The sequence below is a fragment of the Nguyenibacter vanlangensis genome (genome assembly GCF_013376155.1).
Classification (GTDB): domain Bacteria; phylum Pseudomonadota; class Alphaproteobacteria; order Acetobacterales; family Acetobacteraceae; genus Gluconacetobacter; species Gluconacetobacter vanlangensis.
In genome coordinates this window covers 1-15,273 of record NZ_JABXXP010000030.1, presented here as the reverse complement: position 1 = coordinate 15,273, position 15,273 = coordinate 1, and the positions used below count along the sequence as shown (strand labels likewise).

Sequence of the window (15,273 nt, the reverse complement as noted above, 5' to 3'; positions counted from 1 at the left end):
TGCCGCTGTTCGGTCGTGCCCGCGCCACCGGCGGCGAGGTTGCGGTAGCGGTCCTCATCCTGCCGCGCGAAGGCCAGTTGGGCATCGTCCGCCTGCACCGACGCCTGGGCGGCGGCGATCAGCGCGTCCTGCCGGACAAAGGCGGCTTGAAGGTCGGCGATGTCGGCGCGCGCAGCAATGACATTGCCCTGGGCCACCCTGAGCGCGGCACGGTAATCGTCGTCCTCGATATGGGCCAGCACGTCGCCCGTGCGGACACGTTCGTTGTCCTGCGCCGTCACGGCATCGATCCGGCCGCCGACCTTGGGTGCGACGACCGACGAATAGGCCGCGACATAGGCGTCGTTCGTCGAGACCCGCGCCCCGTCCCCGAGCACGAGGCGGTCGCCGCCCCAGGCTGCCGCGCCCAGCACGACCACCCCGGCCGCGAGAAGCAGCCCTTTCGATGTTCCGTTCATGGATACTCCCTCTGGCGGCCCCTGCGGCCGCATCGTCTTTCGCAGGATGCGGGGGACCGTCAGGTCAGCGTCAGGTCGATCGCGACGGTCGGCGCCGGCAGGTCGCCCTCGCCCCGATTGCGCAGCGTCCATTTCCGGTCCGCCACGCTGGCGTGTCTATCCGGCGATCGGATATCGAGGCGCCGCGGCACGCGCGTCGCCGGATGCAAGTCGGTCTTCATATCACTCCCATGTCGGGCATCTTCGGACCCGAATCAACGCGCCGGCGCGCTGGCCGAGGGCGCCCGCGGCGGATAGACCCGCTGGGGCAGAATCATGTTGAGGACGAACAGCGCGGCGCAGACGCCGATCATGATCGTATAGATATCCGCGCAGGCCAGGATCAGCGCCTGCTCCGATACGGCCCCATGCATCAGGATCGTCATGTTCCATTCCAGCCGCGCGGGATCGGCGATATGCGGCGCCAGCAAGCCCTGCGCCGGGTCGCCCCAGGGCTGCAGGGCGTTGTGGTTGTAGCCATACGTATCCAGCAGCATGGTGGAATGATATTGCTCGCGCCGCCGCAGCAGAGCGGAGATCACGCCCGCCGCGATGGCATTGGCCAACCCCTTGGTCATGTTGAACATGCCGGAAATGAACGGCCCGTCCGCCGGCCCGAGCCCCATCGTCGCCAGCATCAGGATCGCGATGACCATCATCGGCTCGCTGGCAACCTGCAACAACTGCACGATATAGAAATTCTCGCGCACCCAGTCGGAGTCGACCCACGTGCCGAGCCAGTACGACAGGCCCTGGATCGCCAGCCCAGCCATCAGCACGTGGCGGCAATCCACCCGGCGGATGTTGCACAGGGCCGAGACCAGCGGCAGCGCCAACAGTTGCGGGATCGCCAGGATCAGGGCGACCGGTGCGATCTGGATCGGACGGTAGCCGCGGATTTCCTCGAGATAGACGGTCGGAATCTCCATCGTGACCGCGCCCAGTATCAGCACGGCCGCCAGAGTCAGCAGCGCGTCCGTCACGTTGCGCTGCTTGAGCAACTGGATGCGGAAGAACGGCACCGGGTGGAACCATTCATTGATGATGAACAGCGCGAACAGGAACCCGCCGCCGAAGAACAGATGGGTGATCAGCGGCGAGCGGAACCAGTCCAGCCGGTCCCCCTGCTCCAGCCCGATCACCAGCATGCAGATCGCGGGCAGGCCGGTCAGCAGGCCGCGCCAGTCGAACTGGCGGAAACGCTCCAGCCGGATCGGATCCTGGGGCAGCCCCCAGGCCACGCAGATCATGGAGATAAGGCACAGCGGGACGATCTGCCAGAACAGGAACGGCCAGCCGACATATTCGAACCAGAATCCCGCCAGCGGCGAACCGCCCAGGTTCGGCCCGAAGGTGGCGGTCAGGGCATAGGCGCCCAGACCGTAGATCTTGATGTTCGGCGGCAGGAAGCGCAGCGCCACCGTCATCAGCATGGGCGGCAGGCTGCCGCAGGCCAGCCCCTGCAGGCAGCGCAGCACCAGCAGCGACGCCAGGTTCGGCATGAAGGGCGCCGCCATCCCCAGCACGCCCACAAGGCCCGTCATCACGACGGTCAGGCGGCGGATCGAGAACGTCACCGAGCACCAGGGCGCGAAAGCCATCGCCGCGATGTTGAACGCCTCGAACAGGGCAGTGATCCAGGTGCCTTCATCATGGCCCAGATGAAATACGCCCCTGATATCCGCCAGCCCGGCCTCGGTGGTATGTTCGTTGAAGCCCGCCAGCAGGACCGCCAGCAGCACGCCGATCAGCCCGGTGGCCAGGCGTGGCCCGAAGACTGGCGCCTTGGGCGGCGCGGGCGGCGGAGGCTCGGGGCGCCCCACGCGGGGCGTTTCCACTGCAACGACTGGTGACGGCAGCGTCAGGTTATCGGCGTGGTCCACGGGACACCTCGCGGCGACATCGTTCGGGCATGCCGACAGTTTCGATTAAACGTCCCATGTTTGGGAACCATCAATTCTGAAATCGTTGGAAAGCAGATTTGAAACGGTCGCCCCATCAGATTCCGATTGCGACACGGCGGCGTCTCTGCCAGCTTCGGCCGGGATACGGTCCGGGCCGCGCATATTCATCCTATGATTCGGATTTTATGGCGCTTGTCGGAGGCCTGCCCGTATGGCGAAGGAGACCCTGATGGCAAACGTGGCGCGCGGCTACGATCTCAATCTTCTGCAGGCGATGAACGTACTCGTAGAGGAATCGAGCGTCACGGGGGCGGCGCAGCGGCTGCATGTCAGCGCCGCGACAATGAGCCGTACCCTGGCGCGCCTGCGCGAGACCTTCCATGACGCAATTCTGGTGCAGTCGGGGCGACATATGGTGCCGACGCCGCGCGCGCTGCAGATGCAGCCGCGCGTCAGCCAGATCCTCTCGGCCATCGGCGATCTGTATCGTCCGCGCGAAGCCCTGGATTTCACGGGGCTTAAACCGATATTCCGCATCCGCGCCACCGACGTCGTGATCGGTCCGTTTGCGGACGCTTTGCTGCGCGCCCTGCGTGCCGACTGTCCGGACACCACCCTCATCTTCACGGCGGAATCGAGCAACGACGACAGCGATTTCCTGCGCCAGGGCGGAGTCGACCTCTATATCGGGGCGACCGCCTTCCTGCGCCCCGAGATCATGCGCCAGACGCTTTTCGAAATCCACTTTCGCGGCGTCGTCCGCGCCGGCCACCCGATCCTGCTGGGCGACATAACGCCCCACACGCTGGTGGCCTATGACCATATCGCCGTCTCGCGCCGAGGCGCGCGACGCGGACCGATCGATGAGGTGCTGGCGGACCAGTACGGGCTCGAACGGAACGTGGCCCTCCTGCTGACATCCTTCTATGCGGCGCTCCAGGGCCTGTCGCGGACCGACCTGATTCTGCCGCTTCCGGACATCGTCGCGGACGGCGCTACGCTCGAGCGCCTCGGCCTCTACGCATTTCCGTTGCCGCTCGAACTGCCGCCTGTCTCGATATTCCAGGCCTGGCACCCGCGGCATGATACCGATCGGCTTCACCAGTGGCTGCGACGCAAGGTCGCGCAGGTACTGGCCCCGCGCCCGGTCCCGTTGCAACGCGCGGGGGGCTCCTCGGAAAGAAAAGCGTCCTGAGCCCGTCTCAGCGCAGATCTATTGCTTCCATGCCCGCGTCCGGCGCGCGGCCGCGGCCATTGGAAGGCACGTTTTTCTCAACCAGGCTGAAGGCGGCGATCAGAGGACGCAGGACCGCACGCGCAGCACGGGCGGCGTGCGCCACGTCTCCTGCTTCAATCGCGCGGAAGAGGCGCGCGTGCAGCCGCTGGCCGGGCTCGGCCACACCATGCTCGATCATGGCCGACCGTGCGGCCTCCTGGGCCATGCCCAGGAAATAGCGATAGAGCTGTATGAGCGCTCCGTTCCGGCTTGCCTCGACGATGGCCAGATGGAAGGCGGCATCGCATTTGAGGAACGCGTCCACGTTATCGGCGGCATTGCACTCACCCCGCGCCGTCAATGCACTTTCAATCCGCCTGAGATCTCGCGGCGACCGGCGCGACGCTGCGAGTCGCGCGCCTTCGATTTCGAGCATCGCGCGTAACTCGAAGTGGTCGCGCAGGCTCGACCGGCTGATCGTGCGCATCACGACGGCGGGGTCTTCGATCGATCGAACATATGTGCCGTCGCCCTGTCTGACCTCCAGGACGCCGGCATGAGAAAGCACCCGGATGGCCTCACGAACGGTATTTCGGCCGATCTGGAGCATGTTCCCCAGTTCGGCCTCGTTGGGGATGCGGCTCCCGACCGGCCACGTACCCGCGCCGATATGCTCGCGCAGGGCGTCAAGTGCGAAATCGACCAGAGACTGGCGTCTGGCGTGGGAAAGCGTCTCAGTACGTCGCATGATCTTATCCAGGGGCATGGCACAGTCATCCTATCGCCGGATGTTTCCTTGTCGATAGGTTAATAATTATTACGGTGACGGGACTATCAATCAAGCCGGGCACGCACCCGGGTCGCACAACGGGCTTACGGCTCGGCGGCTAACGGCGGATGCCGGGGAGCCGCATAATTCCGCCGGACAAGAAATCGGCGCACAGCCTGACGCGGGCAAGGGTCGCGCGCTCGGGCGCGATCAGCATGCTCAAGGGAACGGGGGTGAGCGTCCATGACGGCAGGAGGCGCATCAGGCGACCGTCGGCCAAGCAATCCTCGACCAGCCAGAGATGGGCCGGTCCGTAGCCGCGCCCGGCCAGCAATGCCTCGCGCAGGGCCAGTCCGTGATCGACGTTCAGGCGCGCGTGAAACGGCAAAATGGCAGGCTTTCCGGCCTTGCCCTGCAGGACCAACCGGTCTGAGCCCAGAACGCGCGAAAGCCGAACCCCGTCGCGTTCAGCAAGGTCCGCGGGCAGGCGTGGCACTCCAAACCGCTGGACCCACGCCGGCGCGGCGACCAGCACGCGCTCGCTGGTGCCCAGGGAGCGCAGCCGCATGGCGCTGTCCGTCAGCGGCCCCAGACGGATGGCGATATCCACGTCGTCCTGCACCAGGTCGACGCGGTCATCCGTCAGGTTGAACGCGATGCGGATGTCCGGCTGGGCGTCCTGGAAATCGAAGATGAACCGACCGACATGCAGGACGCCGAGCGCCGCCGTGCAGGAAATCCGGACCGATCCCGCCATCGACGTCCCTGTCGCATGCAGTTCCTGACGGGCCTGCTCGATGAGGCAGAGGACCTGCTGGCAATGGTTATAATAGCGGGTGCCTTCCTCGGTGAGCGACACGCGGCGGGTCGTGCGGCGCAGAAGCGCCACTCCCAAAGCGTCCTCGAGCTCCCGAAGATGGCGCGTCACGGTGGACTGCCCCGCGCCCGTCTCGCGCGCCACCGCGGAGAGACTGCCCCTCTCTACAATCCGCATGAATGTGCGCATCCGGTCGAGCGAGATGCCAGATTGTTCCATAATTCGGCATAGTCCTATCCGGTTGGACCATATGGGACAACGATACCATATCGCCTATTTTCTGGTCTGTGCAAACTGACTGGAGAAGAGGTACGCGCCCATGAATGTTCTGATCGTTTTCGCTCATCCGGAACGGCAATCCCTGAACGGGGCGTTGCTGGACGTCGCCGTACGCGAACTGGAGGCACAGGGACACAAGGTCCAGGTTTCGGATCTTTACACCATGCACTGGAAGGCCACGGTGGACCGCGACGATTTTCCCGGCCTGTCGTCCGACGCGTCGCTGAAGGTCTGGAAGGCCTCACATGACGGCTTCGCAGCGGGCGATCTGACGGAGGACGTCAAGGCCGAGCAGGAAAAGCTGCGCTGGGCCGATACGGTCATCCTGCAGTTCCCCCTCTGGTGGTTCGCCATGCCGGCCATCCTGAAAGGCTGGGTCGACCGCGTCTATGCCTCGGGCTTCGCCTATGGCGTCGGCGAGCATAGCGACAAACGCTGGGGCGACCGCTATGGCGAAGGCGTCATGGAAGGCAAGCGTGCCATGCTGATCGTCACGGCCGGCGGCTGGCCCGAGCATTATTCCGAACGCGGGATCAACGGCCCGATCGACGACCTGCTGTTCCCGATCAACCATGGGATCCTGTTCTACCCCGGCTTTACCGTGTTGCCGCCGTTCGTCGCCTACCGTGTCGATCGCCTCGACGACGCGAAGTTCGGCGTAGTCGCCGACCAACTGCGCGAGCGCATGCGCACTCTGGAGACAATCCGGCCGATCCCGTACCGCCGGCAGAATTACGGCGACTATCAGATTCCGACCATGGAGGTTCTGCCGGAGCTGGTTCCGCCGGGTGTCAAGGGCTTCGAGGTGCATCTCGCACCCGAACGCGACTGAGGAACGGAGCGTATTCGCCTGACGAAACGTCAGCGATAAAACGCTCAAAACGAGCCATCTCGGCTTGGTGGTGGGGCGGGCCTTACGGCCCGCTCTGATGCCGCGGAGATTGGATGCAGGCCGCAATCTATCGCGGCACGCAACAATTTTTCATATCAACATCGGAGAATGGGCTACGACCGCGCCGCTCCCTGCGGCCTGACATTCGCCAGTCATGCAAGGTCACCGAGCCCGTTTCGTATTCATCAGGACGAAGCTATTGCCTCAACAGCTTCGCTTGCCGAACGGCTTCGAACGGATCGCATCGTTTGCCGGCTCGGCGAACCCTCCCGAAGCGGACCATCTTGCAGTTCGGCGGCAGGATCGACATGTCCATGTGATGGAACAGTCGGATCTGTTCCGCATGCCCCCCATGCCTCCAGCGCGATAATGACCGGGTGCAGGGCTTCGCCATATTTCGTCAGGGCATACGTGACCCGCATCTGGGTAGTCATTTGGACGTCCCTGCCTATCAACCCGGCGTCTTCCATGTCGCGCAACTGGAGCGTCAGTACGCGGTGGGTGATTTTTGGCAGGCACCGGCGGAGGTCGTTAAAGCGCAAGGGGCCCCGCGTCATCAACGCGTAGAGAATGAGCCCCTTCCATTTGCCGCTGATCCGATCCAGCGCCACTTCGACATAATAGCCGGGCAGCTCGCCATGTGTGCGTTTATGATCCATCGGGCAGTCCTCCGGGGCAATACATCCATTCGATACCACACTCTATGGTTGCATGATAGTCGATCATTCGTCATGCAGATTGCATGAGACAGGGGAACAGCGGATACCAACACGCACTGGAAATCGCCATAGGATGCGCGCGCGAATTCAATTGTGAGACACGGCGAATAGCGCCGCAGGCATCTATGGAAATCTCATGAAAAACAACGATCTCTCGACGGTTTGGAAACATCAAAATAACCATGGAAAGATTTATTCGTTTTTCGCGGTAAGCGAACAATTTTTACCATCGAGTATTTCAGTCACTGTGCCATGGGAATGTTCAGCTTGCGTCCGAAGAACCTCATTGTACTCTCGCCAACCGGGTCACGACGCGGGGCATGCCCCATCCAAATCTCGCTCCCAGGGTCGAAACAGCGATCAATGTCGCTCCGATATATTGGACGACTGTCAAGCGGTGACCATAAACCAGATTATCACAAAGAATCGCCACGAGCGGGTATATAAATGTCAAGGAACTGATTGTTGCCGTACTCAGATGCGGGTAAGCATTAAACATTAACGCGTAACATAGGCCTGTAAGGATCACACCGGCACCAATAACCCATCCCCACGCCGACCAACCGGGTAGATGACTATAGCGCGCGAACGGCGCCAAAAGTGCGGCACCAGCTATCAATTGCCAGAATGTCGTGATTTCTGCGCACTGATTGCGGATGCTCTTGGTCACGAGAGTGATGAGCGCGTAGGCAGCGGCGGCCAGTAACGCAAGCATCACTCCGATCAGAGCATGATCCCCGACAGGCATTCCTTTGGAGAGAAACCCGCTGGACAGGGCCACACCGATAAAAGCCGCCACAATCCACAAGATTTGCAAGCGTGTTATTTTTTCCTTGAAGAAAAAAGCACCAGCGATAATAACAAAAAAAGGTTGAATATGATAAACTATTGTCGCTGTTGCAATTGATGTCAGACCATAGGCGGTAAAAAATAAAGTCCAGGAACATACTATAAGTGCGCCGCATGCCACGGCTGCAATGATACCGCGCGTATGAAAATGAAAAAACAAGCCATGAATCAGGCACCAAATGCCGATGGATATAGCACCGAACACACAACGCCAGAATACGAAATTGATCGGATCAAGCGTGCTTTGGACGACGCAGACACCAATCGTTCCTGACAATGCCATTGCGACGGCAAGTTGAAGGGCAGGGGATCGCATAACCCTTTTCCTTTACTCTATGCATCAGCCATTGCGACTTTTTTCGTGTCGGCAAGAGCGACGGTCGGGGCAACTGTCGGAGGACTTGGAATATTGAGATTCAGAGGAAATTCCAAATGAGGATTAAATGAATCGTAGGGGTACGAGATATGTCCCTTTGTCGCCGGTTTACGCGTGAAGAAAATGATTACGTCCCGTGTGGCCCGCAACCTGGGATCGACAGCACGCACCGGAGAAAGACTGTGCTTTCTTTCGTGATCGACGATCAGGACGGTATCCAGAAATTTCTTGTGCTGAAATTTTCCGCGCACGAAAACAGGATTTGTTTCATTCCATCGTTTCGCATTATCCTCGCGCATATCGTGTATAAAGGTCTCGGCACTGTCATCCGTCATATTATGACTTCCCAACAGAGAGGTCATAGTATGGTCAACGCCGTCGCTATGAACTCCTTCGAGCGCAGGCTCCCCCAGCACGTCGGGTGTCGTGATCGTTCGCGTGGGGAAAACAGTCGAAACCCATTTTGCAGAGGACATGTCCAAATTTGGTCGCGGCGAAACATATACGTCGCGGATAATAAAATACTTAAAGAACAGAAGGGCATGGAAAGCTTTATTCAGCTGAAGATTGTCTCCAATCCCTCGAAATCTTCGCAATTTTCCGGAATCATGGCGAACGAAGTCCTCCTTTACCGAAAGAACGAACGGTTGAAACTCAAGCCGGCTTATACTGCCTTGATCTGAATCAAGGCAGAAACGCGCGCCGTTTGTTTCACGAAAAGGAAGTGTCGGGTCCGGAGCCAGATGATCGCCCACCGTTTTTAGGGCATCGAAATCTTTATCCCTGACACCAAATTCTTCGAGAACGCGAATCATGTCACGACCGTCAATGGTAACAAAACGGTCCTTCAGATAAGATTCATGTATGTCACGCAGTAATCCGTTCAATCTCATTCTATGCATGCCCAAAATTTTTCTCCATCATCATTAAAAAAATGAAGCGACACAACGAGGCTAGAACATCTTTATCCGGTCAGATAGAATCATCTGATCAGATAAGGATGCTCGTTGAAACACGAGAGCCATGTCCATGAACCCCGTGTCCATGAACCGATGTGAACGGATATAGCTCCCAGACCGTTCGCAATACGGGAAATGCCCACGCGACCCCTCGTGCTGCAACATGGGTTGTGCCCTGCACGTCACGCTGAAACCCCAACGCGGCCATTTCCGGGAGAGGCTGCGTCGACGGTCCAGCCAACTGATCAACGCCGTTCAACCGCCGGGAACTCCACGATATCCCTTTCCCAATGTCTCAATTCGTATGATGTATTGAAAAATTAGAGAAACGATAATTTGACGTGGGTTGCATTAGGAATCATGATGCCAGAATGATACGTACGCTCGACCTTCTGCTGATTCGCACCTTCGTCACCGTGGCGGACCATGCCAGCATGACGAGCGCGGCGAACAAGCTGCATTTGACCCAGGGAGCCGTCAGCCAGCATGTCCGGCGATTGGAGGACCAATTGGGGCGGCCTCTGTTTGAGCGTGCGCGTGGCGGTCTGAGACTCACGCCCGTGGGAGAACGGCTGCTGGGCAAGGCCCGATACCTTCTTGCCCTCAACGATGAGATCTGGAGCGATTTGGATGAGCATGCCCTCAAGGGAACGGTGCGTTTCGGCGTACCCCCTGACCTTATAGGTACCAGCATCGCACCCATCCTGAAGTCGTTTTCCGAAACTTATCCCCAGGTCGAGTTGTCCCTAGCTTGCTCGGCATCTCCGGACCTGAAAGATTGTCTCAGGAGAGGAGAATTGGACCTCGCCGTCATCGAGGAGCCGGCAGGACAGGAGACAGGAGAATGCCTGACTGTCGACAGGCTGGTCTGGGTGGGTGCCCGAGACGGCCAAGCCTTCCGCCGCCGCCCCCTCCCCGTCTCCATGGTGTCGCCCACCTGCGCCTTTCGCCCCGTCATGCTGGACGCCCTGCATAGAAGTGACGTACCTTGGCGAAGCGCCTTTGAAACCGGCAGTATCGAGGCCGCGGCGACAACGGTCCGTGCGGATCTGGCCGTAACCCCATGGTTGCTCTCTACCGTTCCGGCAGATCTTGGGATCCTGACGGAGGCGAACCTACCCGATCTGGGCTCCTTCGCGATTACGCTCCATCTGGCAGGACAAACCATGTCGCCAGCCGCAACCGAGCTTGCCCGCTCGATTCGAATGCGGTTCCTGGCGTTTCGACAAGCGGCGTGAGGCTCCGGGAAGAGGAGAGCCACTTTCAGGCTGAGAGCGAATGCACGAAATAAGCGCGCCAGGACGCGTTGCTCGCCTTGTTCACTGCCCCAGTGCCAGGACGTGCCCGGCGAGATGCACGGCGCGTTTGGAAAGCGACGTAGGGACAAAACGCGAACATACCCAGGGCGAAGTGCTCAGGCGTGTCGGTATCAGGTCTTGCATGGGCGGCATGCACATATGCGGCGCACTGTTGCGGGTCTCGGCGCCGAGCAGGCCATCAAGTACCGTCAAGCACCGCGACGCCGTGGCATCCCGCCATGCGCCGTCACATCGGCGTGGCATACTTGCTGGACGATGGAAGAACATGCTTGGAATGTCACGGAAGCACCGTCGAACGGCCGGTACCGAGATCCGTGCCATTGTCGGTTTTTGCGGTTAATGGGCAAGGACGTTCATCATTGAGCAACGACGACGCCGTCTTTCTCGCACGCCTGAATGCGATGACCCAAATCGTCACCGCTCATATGGCAACAACGAAAATCGAGACCGACAGAGTCCCGGAATTCATCCAACGGGTGTACGCATCGATCCCAACACGACAAGCTGACCCCAGCCCCGCCGTTTCACTGCGGGAATACGATACCGCGACGGACAAAGAGCGACCGGCCAGGCGGGAAGCCGCCTGGGAGCCCACGATCTCCGCACCCGCGAGCGCACGGCCCGAAGGGTCGGATGCGCCCGTTCCGGCAGTACCGATCCAAGCCTCGGTCTTTCCGGATTACATTATCTGCCTCGAGGACGGGAGGAAGCTCAAATCCCTTAAACGCCATCTGATGTCGGCCTTCGGCATGACGCTCGCCGCCTACAGGGCGAAATGGGGGCTTCCCGAAGAATATCCCACGGTGGCGCCGAACTTCGCCGCCCGGCGCCGCGAGGTGGCGCAGGCTATCGGACTTGGCCGGCGCTCGTCAATCGCTGCACCCGTTGCATCGGTACCTCCGGAAGAATCCCGGGTTGTCGAAGCGACCGATTACGGATCTATCGGAAGAACCGCACGGCAACGTCCGCAGCAGGACGAATACAGCCTCCTGCGTGCATTGAAGGTGTCCTGACAGCACAGTCGGCCATCGTAAACTGGAGCTACCACCCCGTGGTGCTCCGTGACGGCACGAGCTCGGCAGAGAGCGCAGTTTCGGCCATGTTCCACGCAATGTCCGCCGCATCTTTCTCACCCAGAAGCTGAGCCGAAACGACCGCCCCGTCCAGAAGGCAGATGATCTGGCGCGCCAGGTGCTCCGAGCGGCTCTCCGGCACGCCGATCGCCTCGACCAACGCGCGCACGGCATTGCGGAGACTGAGCTTCTGCACTTCGGACAGCCGAATGATTTCAGGATGCTCGCCCTTGTACTCCCTGGCAGCGAGGGGGAACATGCAGCCGGCGAAGTCCGGTTGAGCGAACCACGCCGTGTGCCAATCGAACACGGCCTTCAGGCGATCGCGCGGGTCCTGTCGCGCGTTGACGGCGGCCGCCAGCGACGCCTCGATCTGTACGATACGGTTTTCCAAAACCTCGGTCACCAGGTTTTCCTTGCCGCCAAAATGGCGGTAGAGCGTCGATTTGGTCACCTTGGCTTCCCGAGCGATGTCCTCGACGCTGACATCATGAAAGCCCGACCGCGCGAACAATGTGTCAGCCGTGTCGAGGAGCAGCGCATGATTGTCCGGACGCCGGCGGCGGATCTCAACCTGGGACTGTAGCACGTCGAAAGACCTCACATTCTCGGCGGCGGCTTTCACCGCGCAAGGTGAGAACCTCTCCTCCATCGCCCGGTCTGGAAAAGAATGAAGCCACAGTCCCAAGGGGGCCTCAAGTAAAATGTCGTAAACCTGTCATTACCGTCGCGCGAAGGCAGCATGGTTTCCAACGGGTGCGCCCGCTGACACCGGGTTACCCCGTCGCGCCACGCATCACGACAGCATGAAGCAAGTCTGGAATTGCGGTCCCTCAAGATCCGCAGCCGAGCCATCGACTTCGCAGGGCGAGAGTAACCCTTTGAACCCAAAAATTCACGACAGACAACAAGAGAGTAATATAAACCCAATAAATCATTTTAATATTTCTTATGGGATCGTTTTCAATAAGTCATGAAACGCCCGGTTGCGGTGCCCTCGCTGGACTGAATATAATTTAATTAAGTGATTTCGAACCTCAATTCGCGTCAATAAAACGCTTAGGACACGTGATGTCGTCAGCCGGCAATTCCCCCTGCCCTAAAAATGTCTCCAGCATGTATCCCGAACTCATGGGGGCGGTATGCTGCACCATCCTGCTGACGATCGGGGGACACAGGGCGAACGCGGCACCAGAGGGGGCGCGGTCGCAGAAACAAGACGCGACGTCCGTACATCCGTCTTCTCCAACGTCCATGGGCGGCGCGCGCAAGCCCCCGCCGGGGAAGGCGCGGGCGCAGGTCGCCGAAACCGTATCGGTCACGGGCCTGTCGCGGAGCGCGCGGCGCACGAAGGAATTGCAGAAAACGCCGTCGTCCACTTCGCTCCTGACGGACCAGACACTGGAACGGCTTGGCGTGCAGAACACCCGGCAACTGGCCCGCCTGACGCCGAACCTGTATGTGCCCAACAGCATGCCCGGATATTCGGTCAACAACTACTTCATTCGCGGCATCGGTGAAATCGACCCCCAGGGGGAGCCGTCGGTCGGCACCTATATCGACGGCGTCTATCTGCCGCGCAACATGGGCACCATGCAGGAGCTTCTCGACGTGGGGGACATCGAGGTCGATCGCGGCCCGGTCGTCTTTGCCGGGCACCAATCCGAAGGCGGCGGCATCAGGATCAATACGCTGACACCGACCAACCAGCGCCATGCCGTCCTTCAGACGGGCTATGGCACCTATAACGAATATCAGATCGGCGCGCTGGCCAGCGGCGCGATCGTCCGCGACAAGGTCTATGCGAGCATCGCGTTCGGACGCCACGCCCGCGGCGGGATCGACCATAATTATACGGTCGGCAAGGACACGAACACGATCGACTACACACAGGCGCGGGGGAAGCTGCGTTTTACGCCCAACGACGCCCTGGACATCACGCTGGCCTTCGACGGCACGGCGGATGGCGGCACGAACCGCGGGGTCGGCAATCTGCTCAATCCCTATATCTACGGAAACTACAATCGGGCCTTCCCCAAGAACAACTACAGCGAGGCCGGATTTACGGGAAACATTCGCTATGCCCTTTCGCCGCACCTGTTCCTTTACGCGACGACCGGGATACGCGGCTACGACGACAAGGGCATGTACGATAACTATGGAGACTATTATTCCCGCGCCAGCCAGAACCTGTATTACCGCGACCGCATGTATTCGCAAGAGCTGCGCCTGCATGGCGAATATTCAAAACTGACCTTCAGTGCCGGCGCGTATTTCATGTACGAAAATTGGTTCACGCAGCGTTGGGCCAATAACGCCACCAGTTACAACACCGCCCCCAACGTGCTGACGCAACCGGTACTGGCCATCATCAACCAAATCAATCGCAACTGGGCCGTCTATGGCGACGTCAGTTACCACATTGCACCGAAACTGACATTTACGGCGGGACTACGCTTCAACTGGGAAGATCACGACAATGCCGAATCGCTGTATTATCTGGAGCCCGGCAATCATCTGGCCGGCCCCGCCGCCGCGCTGGCGGCCCTCAACTGGGGGGCACCCAGTTCGCTGGCCTGGCGGGTCACCGCGCGCGACAACTGGATTCAACTGCTTCCCAAAGGTGTCCTGAACTGGCAGGCCCTGCCGAACGTGATGACCTATCTATCGATTTCGCAAGGCGGAAAGTCGGGTGGATTCGATTTCCGCGCCCAGACGCCGACCGCGCTGGGCAGCCTTCAGGCGACCACGCCGTATAATCCCGAAATCGTGACGACGTACGAAATCGGCGTCAAGACGGATCCAATTCCCGGTCGCGTACGCGTCAACGGCGCGTTGTTCTGGAATCAGTTCGACAATATCCAGTTGACCGTCACCGACCCGTCGAACGGGCTGTCACATCGCTTCAACGCCGGCACGGGACATTCCGCCGGCGCCGAAATCGAAACCACGGCACAGATCACACCAGACCTTTCCCTGCGCTATACCGCATCCTACCTTTACGCCGTACTCGACACATTCAACGGGATCGTCAGCAGGACGATTCTGGCCAGCGGACAGATATACAACAACACGCCCTATGCTGGCGCGCCGCTTCCCTATTCCCCACGATTCCAGACGATGGGGGCGCTGACCTATCATATCCCGCTCGATCTGCCTGGACGTTTCGAGATCGGCGCCGACGTGTCCTTCCAGTCGGCGGCTTATGTCAGTTCGGCCATCAACCCGCAGACGCGCATCCCGCCGCAGACCTATGTCAACGCCATGGCCGACTGGACCAGCCCGAACAAACGCTGGACCGTCCAGGCGATGGGGCGCAACCTGCTGGATCGCCGCTATCTGCAAAGCGAGACGCTTTTCCAGTCCGGCGGCAAACCCATTTATGAAGGGGCCTATTTTTCGGACCCGCGCACGGTCTTCGTGTCTGCGAAGCTGACATTCTGATCCGGCGCAGAAGATCATGAAACGGTTTTTTTTCCTGGCGACAAGCGCCAGCGCCGTCACCATGATGCTCATGCTTCTGAACCATGCGGGCCAGGCCGCCTACGCGGCGGAGCCTGCGACGCGCAAGGCGACGACAGCCCCAGCTCGGCCGGCCGCGCCG

The 15,273-nt window shown here is 60.3% G+C and carries 14 protein-coding genes; 5 read left to right on the top strand and 9 right to left on the bottom strand.

The window, feature by feature from the left end:
- The 3 genes from HUK84_RS03990 to HUK84_RS03980 all read right to left on the bottom strand — a co-directional run.
- The coding region (locus HUK84_RS03990) for an HlyD family secretion protein (protein ID WP_176639092.1) at nucleotides 1–458 on the bottom strand (458 nt) is incomplete at its 3' end.
- Nucleotides 459–517: 59 nt separating this feature from the next.
- Nucleotides 518–679 (bottom strand): hypothetical protein, encoded by a 162-nt coding sequence (locus HUK84_RS03985; protein ID WP_176639091.1) that lies wholly within the window; start codon nucleotides 677–679, stop codon nucleotides 518–520.
- Between the two features lie 33 nt (nucleotides 680–712).
- Nucleotides 713–2,380 carry an MFS transporter gene (locus HUK84_RS03980; protein WP_176639090.1) on the bottom strand — a complete coding sequence of 556 codons (1,668 nt, stop codon included), beginning with the start codon at nucleotides 2,378–2,380 and terminating at the stop codon, nucleotides 713–715.
- 250 nt (nucleotides 2,381–2,630) lie between these two features.
- Here HUK84_RS03980 and HUK84_RS03975 point away from each other — a divergent pair, with 250 nt between their 5' ends.
- Nucleotides 2,631–3,596, top strand: coding sequence for a LysR substrate-binding domain-containing protein (locus HUK84_RS03975; protein ID WP_176639096.1), 966 nt, complete (start codon nucleotides 2,631–2,633; stop codon nucleotides 3,594–3,596).
- A 7-nt stretch (nucleotides 3,597–3,603) separates the two neighbouring features.
- Here HUK84_RS03975 and HUK84_RS03970 read toward each other — a convergent pair whose 3' ends face one another.
- A complete protein-coding gene (locus HUK84_RS03970; protein WP_246285361.1) occupies nucleotides 3,604–4,383 on the bottom strand; it encodes a FadR/GntR family transcriptional regulator in 780 nt (259 codons plus the stop codon).
- Between the two features lie 121 nt (nucleotides 4,384–4,504).
- Nucleotides 4,505–5,422, bottom strand: a complete 918-nt coding sequence (locus tag HUK84_RS03965; RefSeq protein ID WP_176639089.1) for a LysR family transcriptional regulator — start codon at nucleotides 5,420–5,422, stop codon at nucleotides 4,505–4,507.
- A 100-nt stretch (nucleotides 5,423–5,522) separates the two neighbouring features.
- Between HUK84_RS03965 and HUK84_RS03960 the strand changes: the two genes are divergently transcribed.
- On the top strand, nucleotides 5,523–6,314 hold the full coding sequence (locus HUK84_RS03960; RefSeq protein ID WP_176639088.1) for an NAD(P)H-dependent oxidoreductase: 792 nt from the start codon (nucleotides 5,523–5,525) through the stop codon (nucleotides 6,312–6,314).
- 245 nt (nucleotides 6,315–6,559) lie between these two features.
- On the opposite strand, the gene HUK84_RS03955 is transcribed toward HUK84_RS03960, so the two are convergent.
- From HUK84_RS03955 to HUK84_RS03945, 3 genes are all read right to left on the bottom strand, one after another.
- Entirely contained in the window at nucleotides 6,560–7,033 is a 474-nt protein-coding gene (locus HUK84_RS03955; RefSeq protein WP_176639087.1) for a winged helix-turn-helix transcriptional regulator, read from the bottom strand.
- A 343-nt stretch (nucleotides 7,034–7,376) separates the two neighbouring features.
- Nucleotides 7,377–8,258, bottom strand: a complete 882-nt coding sequence (locus HUK84_RS03950; RefSeq protein ID WP_176639086.1) for a DMT family transporter — start codon at nucleotides 8,256–8,258, stop codon at nucleotides 7,377–7,379.
- A gap of 17 nt (nucleotides 8,259–8,275) precedes the next feature.
- On the bottom strand, nucleotides 8,276–9,205 hold the full coding sequence (locus HUK84_RS03945) for a 2OG-Fe dioxygenase family protein (RefSeq protein WP_218064197.1): 930 nt from the start codon (nucleotides 9,203–9,205) through the stop codon (nucleotides 8,276–8,278).
- 443 nt (nucleotides 9,206–9,648) lie between these two features.
- Here HUK84_RS03945 and HUK84_RS03940 point away from each other — a divergent pair, with 443 nt between their 5' ends.
- Together HUK84_RS03940 and HUK84_RS03935 are read left to right on the top strand one after the other, a co-directional pair.
- Complete coding sequence (locus HUK84_RS03940) at nucleotides 9,649–10,515, top strand: LysR family transcriptional regulator (RefSeq protein ID WP_176639085.1); 867 nt, start codon at nucleotides 9,649–9,651, stop codon at nucleotides 10,513–10,515.
- Nucleotides 10,516–10,955: 440 nt separating this feature from the next.
- The gene (locus HUK84_RS03935; protein WP_176639084.1) at nucleotides 10,956–11,609 is read left to right on the top strand and encodes a MucR family transcriptional regulator; all 654 of its coding nucleotides are present in this window, start codon (nucleotides 10,956–10,958) and stop codon (nucleotides 11,607–11,609) included.
- Between the two features lie 28 nt (nucleotides 11,610–11,637).
- On the opposite strand, the gene HUK84_RS03930 is transcribed toward HUK84_RS03935, so the two are convergent.
- Nucleotides 11,638–12,321 (bottom strand): TetR/AcrR family transcriptional regulator, encoded by a 684-nt coding sequence (locus HUK84_RS03930; RefSeq protein ID WP_218064196.1) that lies wholly within the window; start codon nucleotides 12,319–12,321, stop codon nucleotides 11,638–11,640.
- A 464-nt stretch (nucleotides 12,322–12,785) separates the two neighbouring features.
- Here HUK84_RS03930 and HUK84_RS03925 point away from each other — a divergent pair, with 464 nt between their 5' ends.
- Nucleotides 12,786–15,113, top strand: a complete 2,328-nt coding sequence (locus HUK84_RS03925) for a TonB-dependent receptor (RefSeq protein ID WP_246285360.1) — start codon at nucleotides 12,786–12,788, stop codon at nucleotides 15,111–15,113.
- Nucleotides 15,114–15,273: the final 160 nt, after the last annotated feature.

What these genes read in the sequence shown, in the direction of transcription:
- HUK84_RS03985 (WP_176639091.1), bottom strand. Translation starts at nt 679, where the DNA reads ATGAAGACCGACTTGCATCCGGCGACGCGCGTGCCGCGGCGCCTCGAT.
- HUK84_RS03975 (WP_176639096.1), top strand. Translation starts at nt 2,631, where the DNA reads ATGGCAAACGTGGCGCGCGGCTACGATCTCAATCTTCTGCAGGCGATG.
- HUK84_RS03970 (WP_246285361.1), bottom strand. Translation starts at nt 4,383, where the DNA reads ATGCCCCTGGATAAGATCATGCGACGTACTGAGACGCTTTCCCACGCC.
- HUK84_RS03965 (WP_176639089.1), bottom strand. Translation starts at nt 5,422, where the DNA reads ATGGAACAATCTGGCATCTCGCTCGACCGGATGCGCACATTCATGCGG.
- HUK84_RS03960 (WP_176639088.1), top strand. Translation starts at nt 5,523, where the DNA reads ATGAATGTTCTGATCGTTTTCGCTCATCCGGAACGGCAATCCCTGAAC.
- HUK84_RS03955 (WP_176639087.1), bottom strand. Translation starts at nt 7,033, where the DNA reads ATGGATCATAAACGCACACATGGCGAGCTGCCCGGCTATTATGTCGAA.
- HUK84_RS03950 (WP_176639086.1), bottom strand. Translation starts at nt 8,258, where the DNA reads ATGCGATCCCCTGCCCTTCAACTTGCCGTCGCAATGGCATTGTCAGGA.
- HUK84_RS03940 (WP_176639085.1), top strand. Translation starts at nt 9,649, where the DNA reads ATGATACGTACGCTCGACCTTCTGCTGATTCGCACCTTCGTCACCGTG.
- HUK84_RS03930 (WP_218064196.1), bottom strand. Translation starts at nt 12,321, where the DNA reads ATGGAGGAGAGGTTCTCACCTTGCGCGGTGAAAGCCGCCGCCGAGAAT.
- HUK84_RS03925 (WP_246285360.1), top strand. Translation starts at nt 12,786, where the DNA reads ATGTATCCCGAACTCATGGGGGCGGTATGCTGCACCATCCTGCTGACG.